We start from the raw sequence: 20,553 nt of genomic DNA on the forward strand, positions 1-20,553 counted from the left end.
TCGGCCGCTGTCCGCACGGCGCCGTACACTGGGCGGAGCGAGAAGCGTGGATGGGGACGAGTAGCGTCGTAACGCAGCCCAGAGCGAGCCGGGGTCGGTGGAAGCCCGGTGGCGAGCGCGATGTGAAGATCACCCCGGAGCCGCCGGAGGAAAGCCCCTCGGGGCGAGTAGAACCGGCTTCGCGACCCCAATGAGGGGGCTCACCGCCGGACAAACCCCGGTGGCGGGCCAAGGAGGGTGGTACCGCGGGAGCGCGCCGCACACGGCGTGAACAGGAAGAACGCTCTCGTCCCTCCGACGGAAGGCAGCAAGTTCCGTTGGAGGATGCTCGCAGATGACAGCGCCGACGTACCGCCAGGTGCCCGCCCAGGTCGACCTGCCCGCGCTTGAGCACGCCGTGCTCGACTTCTGGCGCGACCAGAAGATCTTCGCCAAGACCCTGGAGCAGTCCGAGGGCCGCCCCGAGTGGGTGTTCTACGAGGGGCCGCCGACCGCGAACGGCATGCCGGGCGCCCACCACATCGAGGCCCGCGTCTTCAAGGACGTCTTCCCCCGCTTCCGCACCATGCGCGGCTACCACGTCGGCCGCAAGGCGGGCTGGGACTGCCACGGCCTGCCGGTCGAGCTGGCCGTGGAGAAGGAGCTGGGCTTCTCCGGCAAGAAGGACATCGAGGCGTACGGCATCGCCGAGTTCAACGCCAAGTGCCGCGAGTCGGTGACCCGGCACACGGACGCCTTCGCCGAGCTGACGACCCGCATGGGGTACTGGACGGACCTCGAGGACCCGTACCGCACGATGGACCCCGAGTACATCGACTCGGTCTGGTGGTCGCTGAAGCAGATCTTCGACAAGGGCCTGCTGGTCCAGGACCACCGCGTCGCCCCCTGGTGCCCCCGCTGCGGCACCGGCCTCTCCGACCACGAGCTGGCCCAGGGCTACGAGACGGTCGTCGACCCCTCGGTCTACGTCCGCTTCCCCCTCACCTCCGGCCCGCTGGCCGGCGAGGCGTCCCTGCTGGTGTGGACGACGACCCCGTGGACCCTGGTGTCCAACACGGCCGTCGCCGCCCACCCCGAGGTCACCTACGTCGTCGCCACGGACGGCACGGAGAAGGTCGTCGTCGCCGAGCCGCTGCTGGAGAAGGCGCTCGGCGAGGGCTGGGAGCCCACCGGCCAGTCCTTCACCGGCGCCGAGATGGAGCGCTGGACCTACCAGCGCCCCTTCGAGCTGGTCGAGTTTCCCGCGCCCGCGCACTTCGTGGTCAATGCCGAGTACGTCACCACCGAGGACGGCACCGGTCTGGTCCACCAGTCCCCCGCCTTCGGTGAGGACGACCTCAAGGTCTGCCGCGCCTACGGCCTGCCGGTGATCAACCCGGTCCGCCCCGACGGCACCTTCGAGGAGGAGGTCCCCCTTGTCGGCGGCGTCTTCTTCAAGAAGGCCGACGAGCAGCTCACCGAGGACCTGCGCGAGCGCGGCCTGCTCTTCCGCCACCTGCCCTACGAGCACAGCTACCCGCACTGCTGGCGCTGCCACACCGCGCTGCTGTACTACGCCCAGCCGTCCTGGTACATCCGCACCACCGCCGTCAAGGACCGGATGCTCGCGGAGAACGAGGGCACCAACTGGTTCCCGGAGACGGTCAAGCACGGCCGCTTCGGCGACTGGCTGAGCAACAACATCGACTGGGCGCTCTCCCGCAACCGCTACTGGGGCACCCCGCTGCCCGTGTGGACCTGCGACAACGACCACCTCACGGTCGTCGGCTCCCGCGCCGAGCTGAGCGAGCTGACCGGCACCGACCAGTCGGGCCTGGACCCGCACCGCCCGTACATCGACGCGGTGACCTTCCCCTGCCCCGAGTGCGGCGACACCGCCACCCGCGTGCCCGAGGTCATCGACGCCTGGTACGACTCGGGTTCGATGCCGTTCGCGCAGTGGGGCTACCCGCACAAGAACAAGGAGCTGTTCGAGAGCCGGTACCCGGCGCAGTTCATCTCCGAGGCCATCGACCAGACCCGCGGCTGGTTCTACACCCTGATGGCGATCGGCACCCTGGTGTTCGACGAGTCCTCCTACGAGAACGTCGTGTGCCTCGGCCACATCCTCGCCGAGGACGGCCGCAAGATGTCCAAGCACCTGGGCAACACCCTGGAGCCCATCCCGCTGATGGACCAGCACGGCGCCGACGCGGTGCGCTGGTTCATGGCGGCCGGCGGCTCCCCCTGGGCGGCCCGCCGGGTCGGCCACGGCACCATCCAGGAGGTCGTCCGCAAGACGCTCCTCACGTACTGGAACACCGTCGCCTTCCAGGCGCTGTACGCCCGCACCTCCGGCTGGGCCCCGAGTGCGGCGGACCCGGCCCCGGCCGACCGCCCGCTGCTGGACCGCTGGCTGCTGTCCGAACTGAACGCCCTCACCGACCAGGTGACCAAGGCGCTGGAGGCGTACGACACCCAGCGCGCCGGCAAGCTGCTCTCCGCGTTCGTGGACGACCTGTCCAACTGGTACGTGCGCCGCTCGCGCCGCCGCTTCTGGCAGGGCGACAAGGCCGCGCTGCGCACGCTGCACGAGGTGGTCGAGACGGTCACCCAGCTCATGGCGCCGATCACCCCGTTCATCGCCGAGCGGGTCTGGCAGGACCTGATCGTGCCCGTCACCCCGGACGCCCCGGAGTCCGTCCACCTCTCCACCTGGCCGGAGGCCGACCTCTCGGCGATCGACCCGGAGCTGTCGAAGCGGATGGTGCTGGTCCGGCGGCTGGTGGAGCTGGGCCGCGCCACGCGTGCCGAGTCGGGCGTGAAGACCCGTCAGCCGCTGTCCCGTGCGCTGGTCGGCGCGGCCGGCTTCGACACCCTCGGTCCGGAGCTGCGCGCGCAGATCACCGAGGAGCTGAACGTCGAGTCCCTGGCCTCGCTGTCCGAGGTGGGCGGCTCGCTGGTGGACACCACCGCCAAGGCCAACTTCCGCGCCCTGGGCAAGCGGTTCGGCAAGCGGGTGCAGGACGTGGCCAAGGCGGTCGCCGCCGCCGACGCCGCCGCGCTGTCGCTCGCGCTCCGCGAGGGTACGGCCTCCGTCGAGGTCGACGGGGAGACGGTTGCTCTCGCCCCGGACGAGGTGATCATCACGGAGACGCCGCGTGAGGGGTGGTCGGTGGCTTCCGACTCCGGCGCGACGGTGGCGCTGGATCTGGAGATCACCGAGGAGCTGCGGCAGGCGGGGCTCGCGCGGGATGCGATCCGGCTGATCCAGGAGGCCCGTAAGAACAGCGGGCTCGACGTGGCGGACCGGATCGCGCTGCGGTGGTCGGCCGCCGACCCCGCGGTGGTCGCCGCCCTGTCCGGGCACTCCGGGATCATCTCGGAGGAGGTTCTCTCCACGGACTTCGCCCAGGGCGAGGGGGACGAGAGCTATGGCGATGTGTTCGCGGACGAGGGGCTGTCCCTGACGTTCCGTCTGCGCAAGGTGTAACGCTCGGCGCATGGCAACGGCGGCTCCCCGTAAGGGGGCCGCCGTTGTCGTTTCGAGGCTGCGGAGCGTTGTGGCTGGTCGGGCGGTTCCCCGCGCCCCTTGAGGTGGGCACCCGTCCGTCGGCTGTGTCGGCAACCCTGCTCAACACGCGTAAAACAGGGCGGCCCCCGGACCTCAAGTCCGGGGGCCGCCCTGAACGCTGCCGACGCCTGTGGCGTACTACAGGCCGTGCGCGGCCGTCAGTTGTCGTCCTCGTCGATCAGGAACCCACGCATCGGCGAGGGAGCCTGGCCCATCGGGGACGGACCCTGCGGCCGGACCGGAGCCATCGGCTGGGTCATGGCCGGTGTCATCTGCTGCTGGCCGCCGTACGACGGGCCGGCGGGCGACTGGGGACCGCCCATGCCCTGGTTGCCGCCGCCGTAGGACGGGGCGCTCGCGCCGGCCGGAGCCATCGAGGGCGCCGGGGACGGCGGGAGGGACGCGGCGGCCGGAGTACGCGGCGGAGCGAGCGAGTCGTCGGCCTGCGTCTCGAGCTGACGGAGCTGAGACTCCAGGTACGACTTCAGACGCGTCCGGTACTCGCGCTCGAAGCCGCGCAGGTCCTCGACCTTGCGCTCCAGCGTGGCGCGCGCGGACTCCAGGGAGCCCATGGCCACGCGGTGCTTCTCCTGCGCGTCCCGCTCCAGGGCGTCGGCCTTGGCACGGGCGTCGCGCTCCAGACCCTCGGCGCGGCTGCGGGCCTCGCCGACGATCTTGTTGGCCTCGGAGCGGGCCTCGGCGATCGCCTGGTCGGCGGTCTGCTGGGCCAGCGAGAGGACACGCGCGGCGCTGTCGCCGCCGGGGCCACCCTGACCGGGCAGGCCGGGGCCGCCCATCGGACCGCCCATGGGGCCGCCCATCTGCTGCGGCATGGGCGGCTGGCCGCCCATCGGACCCTGGCCCATCGGACCGGGACCCTGACCCATGGGGCCGGGGCCCTGCTGGCCCATCGGACCCTGACCCATCGGGCCCTGGCCCATCTGTCCCTGGCCCTGGCCCATCGGACCGGGACCCATCTGACCCTGGCCCATCGGGCCGGGGCCCTGCGGGCCGCCCTGTCCGCCGGGACCGGCGGGGAGCTGCGGGGCACCGCTCGGCAGCTGGGGCGGGCCACCCATGGGGCCACCCATCTGCTGCTGCGGCGGGCCCGATATCCCGGCGGGAACCGGGGCGCCCGGACCGCGCATGCCCTGCTGCTGGTCCTGCCCACCCTGCTCCGGGGGCTTGCGCATGTTCTGCTGGTTCTGCGCGGCGGCCCGCGTGGCGGCGGCCAGCTTGGCGCGCAGATCCTCGTTCTCGCGGAGCAGACGGGTCAGTTCGGCTTCGACCTCGTCGAGGAAGGCATCGACCTCGTCCTCGTCATAGCCTTCTCGGAGGCGGACGGTCGTGAACTGCTTGTTCCGCACGTCCTCGGGGGTCAACGGCATCTCTTCACCTCAACGTAGTCATCGGCAGTCGGCAAGACCGTATCGTCCACCCTCATCGCACGAAGCTCCCCGCCACGGTGATGAGGATGTAGACGATGATCATCAGGACGAAGAAGGACAGGTCGAGTGCCACGCCCCCGAGCCGCAACGGCGGGATGAACCGCCGCAGAAGCTTCAACGGTGGATCGGTGACAGTGTAGGTGGCCTCCAGTACGACCACCATCGCCTTGCCGGGTTGCCACGAGCGGGCGAACTGGAAGACGTAGTCCATGACCAGCCGGAAGATCAGGACGACGAGAAACACCATCAGCGCGATGTAGATCACCTGCGCGAACACGCTCATGGCTACTGGTTCCCTCTCCCCTGTTCCGTGCGTCTTCCGGTGGTACGTCTTCAGCTCTGGTTGAAGAACCCGCCCTCTGCGATGCGGGCCTTGTCCTCCGCCGTGACATCGACGTTAGCAGGAGACAACAGGAAGACCTTCTGCGTCACCCGTTCGATACTGCCGTGGAGTCCAAACACCAAACCCGCCGCAAAGTCGACAAGTCGCTTCGCGTCGGTGTCGTCCATCTCGGTCAGATTCATGATCACCGGGGTGCCCTCACGGAAGTGTTCCCCGATGGTACGGGCCTCGTTGTAGGTCCGCGGGTGCAGCGTGGTGATGCGGTACGGCTCTCGTTCCGACACGACCTTGGGCATGATCACCGGCGCGTTCTTCTCCAGGGACTGACGTTCTTGTGTGATGGACGCCACGGGCGCGATACGCGCCGGGCGGCCCGATTCCGCGGTCAGCGCCGGGGAATGGGACACCGGTTCGCGTTGCGCCGGAGGCTGCACCACTCGCACCGATTCATCCCTTTGGGACACATGTGCACTGTGCGACTGGTGTGTCGGCTCATGTCGTCGGTGGTCCCGCTCGGGCTCCGGGTCCAGTTCGGGCTCGAAGTCGTCGTCGGGGTCGAAACCCCGGCCGTCGTACCCATCGTCCTCCACGAGGCCGAGGTAGACCGCCATCTTGCGCATCGCGCCGGCCATGCTCTGAGTCCTCCGCTCTGTGGTGGATCGGGTGACGACTGCCAAGTTCCCGCGATCCACTCGGTCGTTGCGCCCGCTTTCGGCGGGCATTGACCATATTTTCTGCTGTGGTCCGACTTCTTGGCGACGTTACCCGAGCCTGGGACGGACTCCGAGTACCGCGCTGCCGACGCGCACATGTGTCGCCCCGGCCGCCACGGCCTCCTCGAGGTCCGCGCTCATCCCTGCGGACACCATGGTTGCAGCAGGATGGGCCCGGCGCAGGTCGGTCGACAAATCCACGAGCCGTTCGAACGCCGCGCGTTCGCGTCCCGCGTACTCCCCGGTGAGCGGCGCGACCGTCATCAGGCCGTCCAGCCGCAGTCCGGGCGAGCCGGCGATCAGGTCGGCCAACTCCCCGATCCCGGCCGGTGCGATCCCGCCCCGCTCGCCCCGGCCGCTCGCGCCCGCGTCCAGGGCGACCTGGATGAGGCAGCCGATCTCGCGCCCGGCCCGCACGGCCTCCTTGGAGAGTGCGGTGACGAGCCGGTCCCGGTCGACGGACTGCACGACATCGGCATAACCGACCACGGAACGCACCTTGTTGGTCTGCAACTGACCCACGAAGTGCCATTCCAGGGGCAGATCCGCGCACTCGGCGTGCTTGGGGGCCGCGTCCTGGTCCCGGTTCTCCGCGACCTGACGCACCCCCAGTTCCGACAGGATGCGGACATCGTCGGCCGGGTAGGTCTTGGTGACCACGATCAGGGTCACCTCTTCACGCGCCCGCCCCGCGGCCGCGCACGCGGCGGCGATGCGTTCCTCAACCTTCGCCAGATTCCCGGCGAGTTCGGTCCTACGGTCCGTCATGCCCCATCAGTCCAGCCACACATAGCCGGCGAGCCGCCCGGTGGAGCGGTCGCGGCGGTACGAGAAGTGATCGTCCGACTCCCTTGTACACACCGGGGATTGCTCCCGGTCTCGCACGCCGAGCCGGTCGAGTTGCGCGTGCACTCCGGCGCTCACGTCGACGGCGGGAGTGCCCCAGCTCGTCTCGGCGTGCGCCGCCGGTTCGGCGGCGGCCACCTCGGCGCGCATCGCCTCCGGCACCTCGTAGCACCGGCCGCACACGGCGGGTCCGGTGCGGGCGACGATCCGGCCGGGCTCGGCGCCCAGTCCGGTCATGGCGCGCACGGCGGCCGGGACGACCCCGGCGAGCATGCCGGGCCGTCCCGCGTGCGCCGCCGCGACGACACCCGCGACGGGGTCGGCGAGCAGCACCGGTACGCAGTCGGCGGTGAGCACGGCGAGGGCGAGGCCGCGCCGCGCGGTGACGAGCGCGTCGACCTCCGGCACCGGGCGTTCGCCCCAGGGCTCGTCCACGACCGCGACCCCGGCGCCGTGCACCTGGTTCATCCAGACCACGAGCGCCGGGTCCACGCCCAGCGCCTTCGCGGTCAGTTCGCGGTTGGTCCGCACGGCGCCGGGGTCGTCGCCGACCGCGCCGCCGAGGTTGAGCTCCGCATACGGAGCGGCGCTCACCCCGCCCCACCTGTCGGTGAAGGCGAAGTGCGCGCCGCTCACGTGTTCGCGCTGTCCTATCACTTCAGGAAGTCCGGCACGTCCAGCTCCTCGGCCGCGCTGTCCGCGTAGGTACGGGACTGCGGCACCGGCGGGGCCACCGGGATCTCGACCACCGGCTCGGGGGCCGGCTCCGGCTCGTCCTTCGGGGTCACGCTGCCGAGCGACCCGAAGGTCGGACGGCTCTCCGCCTGCTGCTGGCGCGGCGGAGCGGGCTCCTCGCGGCGCGGGGCCGAGGAGGTGGAGGAGGAGGCCGAGGACGAGCCGAGGACGTTGTCCCGGCGGGCCGGGGGCTGGCCGCCGTCGAAGCCGGCCGCGATCACGGTGACCCGCACCTCGTCGCCGAGGGCGTCGTCGATGACCGCGCCGAAGATGATGTTGGCCTCGGGGTGGGCGGCCTCGCTGACGAGCTGGGCCGCCTCGTTGATCTCGAACAGGCCGAGGTCGGAACCGCCGGAGATGGAGAGCAGGACGCCCCGGGCGCCGTCGATGGACGCCTCCAGCAGCGGCGAGGAGATCGCCATCTCGGCGGCGGCCACCGCCCGGTCGTCGCCGCGGGCCGAGCCGATGCCCATGAGGGCCGAACCGGCCTCGGACATGACCGACTTGACGTCGGCGAAGTCGAGGTTGATCAGACCGGGGGTGGTGATCAGGTCGGTGATGCCCTGGACACCGGAGAGCAGGACCTGGTCGGCGGACTTGAACGCGTCCAGGACCGAGACCTGGCGGTCCGAGATGGACAGCAGCCGGTCGTTGGGGATCACGATGAGGGTGTCGACCTCTTCGCGCAGCTCCGCGATGCCGTCCTCGGCCTGGTTGGCGCGGCGGCGGCCCTCGAAGGTGAACGGGCGGGTGACCACGCCGATGGTGAGGGCGCCCAGCGAGCGGGCGATGTTGGCCACGACGGGCGCGCCGCCGGTGCCGGTGCCGCCGCCCTCGCCGGCGGTCACGAAGACCATGTCGGCCCCCTTGAGGACCTCTTCGATCTCCTCGCGGTGGTCCTCGGCGGCCTTGCGGCCGACGGCCGGGTTGGCGCCGGCGCCGAGTCCGCGGGTGAGTTCACGGCCGACGTCCAGCTTGACGTCGGCGTCGCTCATCAACAATGCCTGTGCGTCGGTGTTGATGGCGATGAACTCAACGCCCTTGAGGCCGACCTCGATCATCCGGTTGATGGCATTGACACCACCGCCGCCGACACCGATGACCTTGATGACTGCGAGGTAGTTCTGCGGTGCTGCCACGTCGAAGGCCTCTCGCCTCGAATTACGTTGTCGCGCCGGGCGGTTCCCCGACCGGGACGACGGATGCCGAATTGGGACGGTCCGAACGCCGACCCGAACCCTAACGCTGAAGTTTAGGGTTACCAGTGTGTCTGTTCCCTGGAGTCTTCTGAACAGGACACTAAGTCGACAAGCGGCGCCCGTTCAACGAACACGCCGAACCTCCCGTTTTTCTTTTCACCCTATGTGATCAGCCGTAGCAGTGCCCAACCAGGGTGCTGGCCTGCGCTGATGTGCGTCAACTCCCCGCTGACGCGGGGGCGGTGGGCACACTCACATCGAAGTGCCGGGCGTCCGGAGCTGCTTTCATGAGAGCTGTGAGGGCCCGTGCCTTGGCGCGGCCCTGCTCCCCGCTCCCCCACTCGACGGTGCGCCCGCGGCCCAACTCCAGCGTGATGGCGTCGAACGAGCCCACCTTGACCGTCCCGGTGTCGCGGGCGACGGCGGGCGGGAGGCTGCCGGCCACCCGGACCGCCTCGCGCACGAGACGCCCGGTGCCGAAGCGGCGCAGGCTGGCGGCACCCGATCCCTTGCGGGAAGCGGCGAGTTCGAGCATCGGTACACCCTTCGGCGCCTTCCCCACGACCGCGAACCGTACGCCCTCGTGATCGATCTCGGTGAACTTCCCGTTCTCGCGGGCAAGCAGTACCGGGGTGCGCTCGGTGACCTTCAGCGTGATGCCGTCGGGCCAGGACCGGGACACCTCGACGGTGTCGATACGGCGCAACTTCCCCCGCAGCCGGGCCTCCACGGCGTCCGTGCCGATGGAGGCCAGCGGGGCGCCGACCGGCACGGCAGCCGCGTGGCGGACCTCGGCGGGGGTGAGCACCTCGGTGCCGGAGACCGAGACGTGCCGTACGCGCAGCCACTCGGAGCCGTAGAGCAGCCAGACGGTGCCTGCGGCCGACAGGACCAGCACGACGGCCAGAACGATGATCACACGAAGGCGGGGGCGCCTCCATCGGCGGACGAGCGGCGGGCCGGCCGACTCCTGCTGGCGTTCACCGCGCTCGGCGGTGGTCGAACCGGCCACGCTCGCTGTCCCTTCGTCGTGCGATGCCTAACGGCTGGAGGCGATGGCCTCGTACACCATGCCGACGAGCAGGTCGTCGGCGTCCCGGCGGCCGAACTCACCGGCGGCGCGGGACATCTCGTAGAGACGGTGCGGGTCGGCGAGGACGGGGAGCACGTTCTGCTGCACCCACTCCGGCGTCAGTTCCGCGTCGTCCACGAGGAGTCCGCCGCCCGCCTTGACCACCGGCTGGGCGTTGAGCCGCTGTTCGCCGTTGCCGATGGGCAGCGGGACGTAGGCGGCCGGGAGCCCGACGGCGGTCAGTTCGGCGACGGTCATCGCGCCCGCGCGGCAGAGCATCATGTCGGCCGCGGCGTACGCGAGGTCCATCCGGTCCAGATAACTTACCGGGACGTACGGGGGCATCCCCGGCATCTGCTGCACCTGCGGTAGTTCGTTCTTCGGGCCGACCGCGTGCAGGATCTGGATGCCTGCCTGCTGGAGCCAGGGCGCGACCCGCTGCACGACCTCGTTGAGGTGCCGGGCGCCCTGGGAGCCGCCGGAGACGAGCAGCGTGGGCAGGTTGGGGTCCAGGCCGAAGCGGGCGCGGGCCTCGGGGCGCGCGGCGGCACGGTCCAGGGTGGCGATGGAGCGGCGCAGCGGGATGCCGATGTAGCGGGCGTCGCGCAGCTTGCTGTCGGGCGTGGAGACCGCGACCCGGGCCGCGTAGCGCGAGCCGATCTTGTTGGCCAGGCCGGGGCGGGCGTTGGCCTCGTGGATCACGATCGGCACGCCCAGGCGCTTGGCGGCCAGGTAGGCGGGCAGCGCGACGTAGCCGCCGAAGCCGACCACCGCGTCCGCCTTGGTGCGCTCCAGGACCTGCTCGGCGGCCTTGATCGTGCCCCGCAGCCGGCCCGGCACGGTGATCAGCTCGGGGGTGGGCTTGCGCGGCAGCGGGACCGCCGGGATCAGCGCCAGCTCGTAGCCGCGCTCCGGGACGAGCCGGGTCTCCAGGCCGCGCTCCGTGCCCAGGGCCGTGATCCCCACGGTGGGGTCCTGCCTCCGCAGGGCGTCCGCGAGGGCGAGCGCGGGCTCGATGTGGCCCGCGGTACCCCCGCCGGCGAGTACGACATGCACCGAAATTCACCGCTCTCCGGACGGACGCGCCGCCGAGGCACGCCGTCGCATCGTGTTCCATCTCCGTGGCACCCGCTCGGCACGGGAGCCCCCCGACCGCTTTCTACCAAAGCGGGGTTGCCGCATCGCAAGTGCCGCCCGCGCACCGGGCTCGTCACGCGCGAACGCGATCAGCAGCCCGACGGCGAACATGGTCGGCAGCAGGGCGGACCCTCCGTAGGAGAACAGCGGGAGCGGGACGCCGGCGATCGGCAGCAGGCCGAGCACCGCACCGATGTTGATCACCGCCTGGGCGATGAGCCACGTCGTCACGCCTCCCGCGGCGTACCTCACGAAGGGGTCCTCCGTGCGTCCGGCCACGCGGATACCCGCATAGCCTAGAGCCGCGAACAGGGCCAGTACCGACAGCGTGCCCGCGAGACCCAGTTCCTCACCTGTGACGGCGAAGATGAAGTCCGTGTGGGCTTCGGGGAGTTGGCCCCATTTCTCCACGCTGGCGCCGAGTCCGGAACCGAAGATCCCGCCCGAGGCCAGGGCGTAGATGCCGTGCACGGCCTGCCAGCAGTCGGCGGCGCCCGCCTTGGGCTCGGTGGCGCCGATGCAGGCGAGCCGGGCCATCCGGTTGGGGCTGGTCTTGATGAGGATCACACCGATCAGCCCCGCCACCGACAGCACCCCGGCGAAGAGCCGGGTCGGGGCGCCGGCCAGCCAGAGCAGGCCGAAGAGGATCGCGGTGAGGATGATCGCGGTGCCCATGTCACCGCCGAGCATGATCAGTCCGAGCAGCAGGAAGGCGACCGGGACCAGCGGGACCAGCATGTGCTTCCACTGGGTCAGCAGCCGCTTCTCCTGCTTGCGGGCGATCAGGTCGGCGCCCCACAGCACCAGGGCGAGCTTGCCGAACTCGCTGGGCTGGATCTGGAAGGAGCCGCCGAGCGCGATCCAGTTCCGGTTGCCGTTGACCGACATCCCTATCCCCGGCACCTGCACCAGGGCCATGGAGAACACGGCGGCGGCCAGGATCGGGTAGGCCAGCGCCCGGTGCAGCTTGACCGGCATCCGGGAGGCGGCGAACAGCAGCGCGCCGCCGATGAGCGCGGCGAGGAACTGCTTGCGGAAGAAGAACGAGCCGGGCAGCGAGAGCTGCAGCGCGGTGATCTGGGAGGCCGAGTAGACCATCACCAGCCCCAGGACGGTGATCAGCATGCTGCCGCCCAGGATCAGGTAGTAGGCGGTCAGCGGGCGGTCCCACGCCTTGCGGGCGCGGGTGCGCAGCCGGCGCAGCGGGTTCTCGCCCGCGATCCTCGGGGGCGCGGGACGGGCCGCCCGCTGTACGGGCGGCCGTCCGGTACGGCTACTGGGCATCCTGGCCTCCGCTGAACGTCGACCGTCCCACGCGTCCCTCCCAAGGTCCGCCCGGCACGGGCGGCCGGGGTCAGGCGCCGAGTTCGCGGACCGCGGCCGCGAACGCGTCGCCGCGCTGGTTGTAGTTGGTGAACATGTCCATGGAGGCGCAGGCCGGGGCCAGCAGGACCGTGTCGCCCGCCCGGGCCAGCCGCTTCGCCTCCGTCACCGCCTGGAGCATCGCCCCAGTGTCGGTCCGGTCGAGGTCCACGACGGGTACTTCCGGGGCGTGTCGCGCGAGGGCCTCGCGGATCAGCGCGCGGTCGGCGCCGATCAGGACGACGCCCCGCAACCGCTTCGCGGAGTTGGCCACCAGCTCGTCGAACTCGGCACCCTTGGCCAGTCCCCCCGCGATCCACACGATCGGCTCGTAGGCGGCCAACGACGCTTGTGCGGCATGGGTGTTGGTCGCCTTGGAGTCGTCCACGTAGGCCACGCCGTCGATGTCGGCGACGTGGGCGATGCGGTGGGCGTCCGGCTTGAAGGCGCGCAGTCCGTCGCGCACCGCCTGCGCGGGCACCCCGAAGGAGCGCGCGAGGGCCGCCGCGGCAAGGGCGTTGGCGATGTTGTGCGGGGCGGGCGGGTCGACGTCGGAGACCTCGGCCAGCTCCTGCGCGTTCTTCTGCCGGTTCTCCACGAAGGCGCGGTCGACCAGGATGCCGTCCACGACGCCGAGTTGGGAGACCGCGGGCGCCTGGAGCGTGAACCCGACGGCCCGGCAGCCCTCTTCGACATCGGCCTCGCGCACCAGGTCCTCGGTGCGCGGGTCGGCCACGTTGTAGACGCAGGCGACCTTGTTGCCCTCGTAGATGCGGCCCTTGTCGGCGGCGTAGGCGTCCATGGAGCCGTGCCAGTCGAGGTGGTCCGGGGCGAGGTTGAGGACGGCGCCGGAGTAGGCGCGCAGGGAGGGCGCCCAGTGGAGCTGGTAGCTGGACAGCTCGACGGCGAGCACGTCGTACTTCTCGTCGCCGAGGACGGCGTCCAGCAGGGAGACGCCGATGTTGCCGACCGCGGCCGTGCGCAGACCCGCCGCCTTGAGGATGGAGGCGAGCATCTGCACGGTCGTGGTCTTGCCGTTGGTGCCGGTGACGGCGAGCCAGGGAGCCGCGTCGGGGCCGCGCAGGCGCCAGGCCAGCTCGACGTCGCCCCAAATGGGGACGCCCGCCTGCTCGGCGGCGCGGAACAGCGGCTTGCCGGGCTGCCAGCCGGGCGCGGTGACGATCAGCTCGGTGCCCTCGGGCAGGGTCGCGCCGTCGCCGAGGCGGACGGTGATGCCGAGCGCCTCCAGTTCCGCCGCCTGCTCGCGGGCGCGGGCGTCGTCGCCGTCGTTGACGGCCGTGACGACCGCCCCGCGCGCGTGCAGCGCCTTCGCGGCCGGCAGGCCGGAGACGCCGAGCCCGGCGACGGTGACGTGCTTGCCCTGGAATTCGCTGGGCCCCGAGGGCACCGAGGAGGTCACTTGTCCGCTGCCCATCCCGCGTAGAAGAGGCCCAGTCCGACGATGACGCAGATGCCCTGGATGATCCAGAAGCGGACCACGACAAGGACCTCGGACCAGCCCTTGAGTTCGAAGTGGTGCTGGAGCGGCGCCATCCGGAAGACGCGCTTCCCGGTGAGCCGGAAGGAGCCGACCTGGATGACGACCGACATGGTGATGAGGACGAACAGGCCGCCCATGATGGCCACCAGCAGCTCCGTGCGGGAGAGGATGGCCAGGCCGGTGAGGACACCGCCGAGGGCGAGCGAGCCGGTGTCGCCCATGAAGATCTTCGCCGGGGAGGTGTTCCACCACAGGAAGCCCAGGCAGGCGCCCATCAGGGCGGAGGCGACCACCGCGAGGTCCAGCGGGTCGCGCACCTCGTAGCAGGCGGCCGGGTTGGTCAGGGTCATGGCGTTGGCGCAGGACTCCTGGAACTGCCAGACGCCGATGAACGTGTAGGCGCCGAAGACGAGGACGGAGGCGCCGGTGGCCAGGCCGTCCAGACCGTCGGTGAGGTTCACGCCGTTGGACATGGCGAGGATCATGAAGAGCGCCCAGACCACGAACAGCACCGGGCCGATGGTCCAGCCGAAGTCCGTGATGAACGACAGCTTGGTGGAGGCCGGCGTGTTGCCCCGGTTGTCGGGGAACTGGAGGGCGAGGACGGCGAAGCCGATGCCGACTATGAGCTGGCCGGCCATCTTCGCCTTGGCCCGCAGACCGAGCGAACGGCGCTTGACGATCTTGATGTAGTCGTCGAGGAAGCCGACCAGGCCCATGCCGAACATCAGGCCGAGCACCAGCAGACCGGAGTAGGTCGGCGGCTTGCCGGTGATCACCTTGCTGAGGAAGTACGCGGCGATCGTGGCCAGGATGAAGGCGATACCGCCCATGGTCGGCGTACCGCGCTTGCTGGCGTGCTCGCGCGGGCCGTCGTCGCGGATGTACTGGCCGTAACCCTTGCGGGCGAGGAGCTTGATCAGCAGCGGGGTGCCGATCAGCGTCAGGAAGAGACCGATGACGCCCGAGAACAGGACCTGGTTCATCATCGGGCGGCGACCTCACCCTCGGTACCGGCCTCGGCGAGCGTCTGCGCGACACTCTCCAGCCCCACCGACCGGGACGCCTTCACCAGCACGACGTCCCCCGGACGCAACTGCTTGCGCAAAAGGTCGATCGCCGCCTGTGCGTCGGACACGTGCACCGACTCCTCACCCCACGAACCCTCGTTGTATGCGCCCAGTTGCAGCCAGGAGGCTTCGATGCCACCGACCGCGACGAGCTTGCTGACGTTGAGCCGGACGGCGAGCCGTCCGACCGCGTCGTGCTCGGCGAGAGCCTCGTCCCCCAGCTCGGCCATCTTGCCGAGCACCGCCCACGTGCGGCGCCCCTTGCCCATGGCCGCGAGCGCCCTGAGGGCGGCCCGCATGGACTCGGGGTTGGCGTTGTAGGCGTCATTGACGATGGTCACGCCGTCCGGGCGCTCGGTGACCTCCATGCGCCAGCGGGAGAGGGTGCCCGCCCCGGAGAGCGCGGTGGCAATCTCGGTTGCGGACATGCCCAGCTCATGGGCGACGGCGGCCGCGGCGAGCGCGTTCGACACGTGGTGCTCACCGTACAGGCGCATGGTCACGTCGCTTGCACCGGAGGGTGTGTGAAGCCTGAAGGAGGGCTGTCCGCTGTCCGTGAGTCGTACGTTCTCGGCGCGTACGTCCGCTTCGGCCGACTCTCCGAAAAGGACCACCTTCGCCTTGGTACGGGAGGCCATCGCGCGCACCAGCGGGTCGTCGGCGTTGAGGATCGCCACGCCGCCGTCGGCCGCTGCGGGCAGGCTCTCCACCAACTCGCCCTTGGCCTGGGCGATCTGCTCGCGGCCACCGAACTCGCCGATGTGGGCGCTGCCCACGTTGAGCACCAACCCGACCTTCGGCGGGGTGAGTTCGGCGAGGTACCGGATGTGTCCGATGCCGCGGGCGCCCATCTCCAGCACGAGGAACTTCGTCTCCTCGGTGGCGGACAGGGCGGTCAGCGGCAGCCCGATCTCGTTGTTGAGCGAGCCGGGCGTGAACACGGTCGGCGCCTTGCCGCCCAGCACCTGGGCGATCAGGTCCTTGGTGCTGGTCTTGCCGGCCGAGCCGGTCAGCGCGACGAGGGTGGCGCCGAGGCGCTCCACCACGTGCCGGGCGAGGGCGCCGAGGGCGGTCTGCACGTCGTCCACGACGATCGCGGGCACGCCGACGGGACGCGTCGCCAGTACGGCGACGGCGCCCGCCTCGACGACCTGGGCCGCGAAGTCGTGACCGTCCACCCGCTCGCCGACGAAGGCGACGAACAGGGTGCCGGGCACCACCTCGCGGGAGTCCCGGACGACCGGGCCGGTGACCTGGACGGACGTATCCGGTATGTCGTGCGTCTGCCCGCCGACGACTGATGCGATCTCGGCGAGGGAGAGGGCGATCACAAGTTCATCCCTGGGTGTTCTGGATTGCTTCGCGGAGCACCTGGCGGTCGTCGAAGGGACGGATCACGCCGGCGATGTCCTGGCCCTGCTCGTGGCCCTTGCCCGCGACCAGCACCGTGTCACCGGCGGCGGCGCGGCCCACTGCGGCGGCGATGGCGGCGGCCCGCTCCTCGAAGAGCAGCACCTCGCCCCGCTCGTGCGCGGGGACGGAGGCGGCGCCTTCGAGCATGGTCGCCAGGATCGCCAGCGGGTCCTCGGAGCGGGGGTTGTCGGAGGTCAGTACGGCCGTGTCGGCGTACCGGGCCGCGGCCGCGCCCATCGGGCCGCGCTTGGTGCGGTCGCGGTCGCCGCCGCAGCCGAGCACCAGGTGCACCCGGCCCTTGGTGACCTTGCGCAGCGCCTTGAGCACCGACTCGACCGCGTCGGTCTTGTGGGCGTAGTCGACGACGGCGAGGTAGGGCTGTCCGGCGTCGACGCGCTCCAGGCGGCCGGGGACGCCGGGCACGGTGGCGATGCCGTCGGCGGCGGTCTGCGGGTCGATCCCGGCGGCGGCGAGGGCGGCCAGCGCGGCGAGGGTGTTGGCCACGTTGAACGGGCCGGGCAGCGGCGAACGGGCGTGTACGCGCTCGCCGTTGGGCCCGAGCGCGGTGAACGTCGAGTCCATGGGCCCGATCTGGACGTCCTCGGCGCGCCAGTCGGCGTCCGGATGGCCTTCGGCGGAGAAGGTGACGACGGGGACGCCGGCCTCGGTGACGAGCCTGCGGCCGTACTCGTCGTCGGCGTTGACCACGCCGAGCCTGCTGCGCTCGGGGGTGAACAGGCTCGCCTTGGCCTGGAAGTAGTCCTCCATGCCGGAGTGGAACTCCATGTGCTCCGGGCTGAGGTTGTTGAAGACCGCGATGTCGAAGACGCAGCCGTCGACCCGGCCGAGGACCAGGGCGTGGCTGGAGACCTCCATGGCGACGGCGTCGGTGCCGCGTTCGCGCATGACGGCGAACAGGGCCTGGAGGTCGGTGGCTTCGGGGGTGGTGCGCTCGGACTTGATGCGCTCGTCGCCGATGCGGGTCTCGACCGTGCCGACCAGTCCGGTGGTCCGGCCGGCGGCCCGCAGGCCGCCCTCGACCAGGTAGGCGGTGGTGGTCTTGCCGGAGGTGCCGGTGATGCCGATCTGGAGCATGCCCCGGCCGGGCCGGCCGTAGATGGTGGCCGCCAGTTCGCCCATCTCCGCGCGCGGGTCCTCCACGACCAGGACCGGCAGGCCGGTCGCGGCGGCGCGGTCGGCGCCCGCCGGGTCGGTGAGGACGGCGACGGCGCCCAGGCCGGCCGCCTGGGTGGCGAAGTCGGCGCCGTGCAGTCTGGCGCCGGACAGGGCGGCGTACACGTCACCGGGGCGGACGGCCCGCGAGTCGTGGGTGATGCCGGTGACCCCGACGGACGCGGCGGACTCGGCGGGCGCGGCGGTACCCAGTTGACCGGCCAGTTCCGCGAGGGAGATGGCGGAGACCTGAACGGGTCGCGGCGGTCCCGGATTTGTCACGGAAGCGCCTTTCTGAGTGGTTTGGGACTGATCGGCGTGTGGCACGGCGGTGAGCGTACCGGGAGTACCCGCTCCGGAGCTAAAACGGGGCTCGCGGTCGGTGCGGAGGGTCCCTCGGTTCCCGTCGTCGGGGGTGATCGTTGTCACGGGCTCGTTCCTGGTGGTCGTTGCCTGGTTCCGGTGGGGCGGTCAGGGCCGGTAGGAGACGGGCAGGGCGGCGGCCTTGGCTCCGGTCGGCGGCACCTGCATGGTCTTCAGCGCGAACTCCATCACCTGCTTGTAGACCGGACCGCAGATCTGGCCGCCGAAGTAGCTGCCGGAGGTGGCGTTCTGGATGGCGCAGTAGACGGTGAGGCGGGGCTTGTCGGCGGGGGCGAATCCGGCGAAGGACGAGGTGTAGCCGTGGTACCTCCCGGTGGCCGGATCGACGCGGTTGGCGGTGCCGGTCTTGCCCGCCACCCGGTACCCCGGAATGCGGGCCTTGACGCCGGTGCCCTGCTCGTCGTCGACGACCGACTCCAGCATCTGGGCGACGGTCTTCGCGGTCTTCTCGCTGACCACACGGGTCTTCTTGGGCTTGGGCGCGGGGGCGAAGCGGCCGTCGGCGCCCCTGGTGCCGCGCACCAGGGTGGGCGCGACGCGTACTCCACCGTTGGCGATGGTGGAGTAGACGGAGGCGGCCTGCATGGCGTTGATGGAGAAGCCCTGGCCGAAAGGGATCGTGTACTGCTGCGAGGTGGACCACTTGGCGGCGGGCGCGAGGATGCCCGGTGTCTCGCCGGGGAAGCCGAGCCCGGTGTAGCGGCCGATGCCGAACTGGCGCAGGTAGGAGTAGAGCGTGTCGTTGGCGGCCCGCTGGGTCTTGCCGAGCTGGCCGGCGGCGAGGATGGTGCCGATGTTGCTGGACTTGGCGAGCACGCCGTTGAGGGTGAGGTACCAGGTGGCGTGGTCGACGTCGTCCTGGAAGAGCCGGTCTCCCCGGTGCAGCCGGTTGGGTACGACGACATGCGTGAGCGGGGTGGCCGCGTTCTCCTCCAGCACGGCCGCCATGGACATCACCTTGGCGGTCGAGCCGGGTTCGTAGGCGTCCTGGAGGGCGGGGTTGCCCATGGCGGCGGAGTCGGCCTTGGACAGGTCGTTGGGGTCGAAGCCGGGCGAGTTGGCCATGGCGAGGATCTGGCCGGTGGCGGTGTCCTGGACGACGACGTAGCCGCGGTCGGCCCTGGACTTCCTCACCTGCTCGGAGATCGCGTTCTGCGCGGCCCACTGGATGTCGCGGTCGATGGTCAGCTCGACGTCGCTGCCGGGCACGGCGGGCGTCTCGGTGGAGCCCGCGGTGGGCACCTCGCGGCCGCCGGACTGGGCGTAGCGGATCTTGCCGTCCTTGCCGGAGAGCTGCTTGTCGAGCTGCTGCTCGATGCCGCCGCCGCCCCGGCCCTCGCTGTTGACCCAGCCCAGTATCCCGGCGGCCAGCTCCTTGTTGGGGTATACCCGCTGGCTGCTGGGGTCGGCGAAGACCCCGGCGAGCACGTTGGGGGTGCCCTTCTTGACGAAGGCGGCCTTGAGGTCCTTGATCTGCTTCCAGACCTGCGGGGTCTGCCGGGAGGCCAGCCGGGCGTAGCGGGACTGCTTGTTGGCGGGGCGGAGCTTCTTGACGAGCGTTTCCTGGTCCTGGCCGAGGATCGGCGCGAGCAGCGCGGCGGCCTGCTCGGGCCCGTCGGAGATCTTGAGCTGTTCGCTGTTGAACATCATCGGGTCGGCGGTGATGTCGTAGGCGTCCTCGCTGACGGCGAGGGCGACGCCGTTGCGGTCGGTGATGCCGCCGCGCTCGGCGGTCAGGGTGTGCGCCACGTAGCGGTTCTGCTCGGCCTTGGCGCTGTAGGTGGCGGCGTCCACGGCCTGCACCTGGAGGAGGCGCACGGTGAAGGCGGTCAGCACCAGGGCGAGGGCGAGGCCGACCAGGCGCAGCCGGGGCCGGGGGCTGCCGAGCCGCAGGGCGGGCTTGGCCGGGGGCCGGCGGCCGCCGGAGGGGCGGCGTGCGGGGCGGGCGCCGGGGCCGGGGCGGCGGGGGGCCGCGCTCCGGGGACGGGGCGGCCTCGCGGGTCCGGGCACGCGGCGGCGCGGCGTTTCCCTGTCGGACACTTCCGTCACCTGCCGGGGGTCGGGGTGGTGGGGGCGGACCGGAGGGTGCCGCCCGGCGCGGGAGTCGTGGCGGCGGGGGTCGCCGGGGTGGTGCTGGGGGTGCTGCTCGGCGTGGCCGGGGTGGTGGTGGGGGCGGCGGTCAGCGCCTCGGGGGCGCGGGGGCCGGTGAGGACGGCGGAACGGGGGGCCGCGCTGGGCACGCCCTTGACGCTGCCGTCGGGGTCGAGGAAGGCGGGGTCGCCACCGGGCACCATGCCGAGTTCGCGGGCGCGGCGCTGGAGTGCGTCGGGCGCGGAGTAGGCGTCGATGTCCCGCTGGAGGGCCTGCTCCTCGTCGGTGAGGCTCTTGGTCTTGCGCTGTATGTCGTCCAGCTCGAACGACCCTTCGCTGAGCGCGGAGTTGAGCACCAGCAGGCCGAGGAGTCCGCCGCCCAGGAGCAGGACGACGAGGAGGACGAAGGGGGTGCGGGCCGCGCGGGCGCGGCCGGCGGGGATGAGCCGGGCGAGCCGGGCCGCCCTCCCCCGAGGTGCGGGCTTGCTGCTCACTGTCCCTCCCGGCGGGTCG

The 20,553-nt window shown here is 71.2% G+C and carries 16 protein-coding genes; 1 reads left to right on the forward strand and 15 read right to left on the reverse strand.

What is annotated here, in order from left to right:
- Positions 1-334: 334 nt before the first annotated feature.
- The gene (ileS, locus tag ACZ3HQ_RS23470; RefSeq protein WP_467513771.1) at positions 335-3,472 is read left to right on the forward strand and encodes an isoleucine--tRNA ligase; all 3,138 of its coding nucleotides are present in this window, start codon (positions 335-337) and stop codon (positions 3,470-3,472) included.
- A gap of 239 nt (positions 3,473-3,711) precedes the next feature.
- Here ileS and ACZ3HQ_RS23475 read toward each other — a convergent pair whose 3' ends face one another.
- From ACZ3HQ_RS23475 to ftsL, 15 genes are all read right to left on the reverse strand, one after another.
- A complete protein-coding gene (locus ACZ3HQ_RS23475) occupies positions 3,712-4,941 on the reverse strand; it encodes a DivIVA domain-containing protein (RefSeq protein ID WP_467513773.1) in 1,230 nt (409 codons plus the stop codon).
- Between the two features lie 52 nt (positions 4,942-4,993).
- Positions 4,994-5,284, reverse strand: coding sequence for a YggT family protein (locus ACZ3HQ_RS23480; RefSeq protein ID WP_030810117.1), 291 nt, complete (start codon positions 5,282-5,284; stop codon positions 4,994-4,996).
- A gap of 50 nt (positions 5,285-5,334) precedes the next feature.
- Positions 5,335-5,976 carry a cell division protein SepF gene (locus ACZ3HQ_RS23485; RefSeq protein WP_161146522.1) on the reverse strand — a complete coding sequence of 214 codons (642 nt, stop codon included), beginning with the start codon at positions 5,974-5,976 and terminating at the stop codon, positions 5,335-5,337.
- A 129-nt stretch (positions 5,977-6,105) separates the two neighbouring features.
- Positions 6,106-6,825, reverse strand: coding sequence for a YggS family pyridoxal phosphate-dependent enzyme (locus ACZ3HQ_RS23490; RefSeq protein ID WP_467513775.1), 720 nt, complete (start codon positions 6,823-6,825; stop codon positions 6,106-6,108).
- A gap of 6 nt (positions 6,826-6,831) precedes the next feature.
- Complete coding sequence (gene pgeF, locus ACZ3HQ_RS23495) at positions 6,832-7,560, reverse strand: peptidoglycan editing factor PgeF (protein WP_467513777.1); 729 nt, start codon at positions 7,558-7,560, stop codon at positions 6,832-6,834.
- Positions 7,557-8,777, reverse strand: coding sequence for a cell division protein FtsZ (gene ftsZ / locus ACZ3HQ_RS23500; RefSeq protein ID WP_467513780.1), 1,221 nt, complete (start codon positions 8,775-8,777; stop codon positions 7,557-7,559). The genes pgeF and ftsZ overlap by 4 nt, the downstream gene beginning before the upstream one ends.
- Before the next feature lie 277 nt (positions 8,778-9,054).
- A complete protein-coding gene (locus ACZ3HQ_RS23505) occupies positions 9,055-9,849 on the reverse strand; it encodes a cell division protein FtsQ/DivIB (protein WP_467513782.1) in 795 nt (264 codons plus the stop codon).
- A gap of 27 nt (positions 9,850-9,876) precedes the next feature.
- The gene (gene murG, locus ACZ3HQ_RS23510; protein WP_399567267.1) at positions 9,877-10,965 is read right to left on the reverse strand and encodes an undecaprenyldiphospho-muramoylpentapeptide beta-N-acetylglucosaminyltransferase; all 1,089 of its coding nucleotides are present in this window, start codon (positions 10,963-10,965) and stop codon (positions 9,877-9,879) included.
- A gap of 6 nt (positions 10,966-10,971) precedes the next feature.
- Positions 10,972-12,330: a putative lipid II flippase FtsW gene (ftsW, locus tag ACZ3HQ_RS23515; RefSeq protein WP_467513784.1), complete on the reverse strand. Its 1,359-nt coding sequence runs from the start codon at positions 12,328-12,330 to the stop codon at positions 10,972-10,974.
- 70 nt (positions 12,331-12,400) lie between these two features.
- Positions 12,401-13,843 (reverse strand): UDP-N-acetylmuramoyl-L-alanine--D-glutamate ligase, encoded by a 1,443-nt coding sequence (murD, locus tag ACZ3HQ_RS23520; protein WP_467513786.1) that lies wholly within the window; start codon positions 13,841-13,843, stop codon positions 12,401-12,403.
- Positions 13,825-14,898, reverse strand: a complete 1,074-nt coding sequence (gene mraY, locus ACZ3HQ_RS23525) for a phospho-N-acetylmuramoyl-pentapeptide-transferase (protein ID WP_030810142.1) — start codon at positions 14,896-14,898, stop codon at positions 13,825-13,827. Before mraY ends, murD begins: the two co-directional genes overlap by 19 nt.
- Complete coding sequence (locus ACZ3HQ_RS23530) at positions 14,895-16,310, reverse strand: UDP-N-acetylmuramoyl-tripeptide--D-alanyl-D-alanine ligase (protein ID WP_467513788.1); 1,416 nt, start codon at positions 16,308-16,310, stop codon at positions 14,895-14,897. Before ACZ3HQ_RS23530 ends, mraY begins: the two co-directional genes overlap by 4 nt.
- A gap of 4 nt (positions 16,311-16,314) precedes the next feature.
- Positions 16,315-17,994 (reverse strand): UDP-N-acetylmuramoyl-L-alanyl-D-glutamate--2,6-diaminopimelate ligase, encoded by a 1,680-nt coding sequence (locus ACZ3HQ_RS23535; RefSeq protein ID WP_467513790.1) that lies wholly within the window; start codon positions 17,992-17,994, stop codon positions 16,315-16,317.
- Between the two features lie 42 nt (positions 17,995-18,036).
- Positions 18,037-19,989 carry a peptidoglycan D,D-transpeptidase FtsI family protein gene (locus ACZ3HQ_RS23540; RefSeq protein ID WP_467513792.1) on the reverse strand — a complete coding sequence of 651 codons (1,953 nt, stop codon included), beginning with the start codon at positions 19,987-19,989 and terminating at the stop codon, positions 18,037-18,039.
- 5 nt (positions 19,990-19,994) lie between these two features.
- Positions 19,995-20,534 carry a cell division protein FtsL gene (gene ftsL / locus ACZ3HQ_RS23545; RefSeq protein WP_467513794.1) on the reverse strand — a complete coding sequence of 180 codons (540 nt, stop codon included), beginning with the start codon at positions 20,532-20,534 and terminating at the stop codon, positions 19,995-19,997.
- Positions 20,535-20,553 lie beyond the last annotated feature (19 nt).

This window comes from Streptomyces sp. NPDC018263 (assembly GCF_055562575.1).

Coding starts and splice junctions, on each gene's coding strand:
- ileS (WP_467513771.1), top strand. CDS start 335: ATGACAGCGCCGACGTACCGCCAGGTGCCCGCCCAGGTCGACCTGCCC.
- ACZ3HQ_RS23475 (WP_467513773.1), bottom strand. CDS start 4,941: ATGCCGTTGACCCCCGAGGACGTGCGGAACAAGCAGTTCACGACCGTC.
- ACZ3HQ_RS23480 (WP_030810117.1), bottom strand. CDS start 5,284: ATGAGCGTGTTCGCGCAGGTGATCTACATCGCGCTGATGGTGTTTCTC.
- ACZ3HQ_RS23485 (WP_161146522.1), bottom strand. CDS start 5,976: ATGGCCGGCGCGATGCGCAAGATGGCGGTCTACCTCGGCCTCGTGGAG.
- ACZ3HQ_RS23490 (WP_467513775.1), bottom strand. CDS start 6,825: ATGACGGACCGTAGGACCGAACTCGCCGGGAATCTGGCGAAGGTTGAG.
- ftsW (WP_467513784.1), bottom strand. CDS start 12,330: ATGCCCAGTAGCCGTACCGGACGGCCGCCCGTACAGCGGGCGGCCCGT.
- murD (WP_467513786.1), bottom strand. CDS start 13,843: ATGGGCAGCGGACAAGTGACCTCCTCGGTGCCCTCGGGGCCCAGCGAA.
- mraY (WP_030810142.1), bottom strand. CDS start 14,898: ATGATGAACCAGGTCCTGTTCTCGGGCGTCATCGGTCTCTTCCTGACG.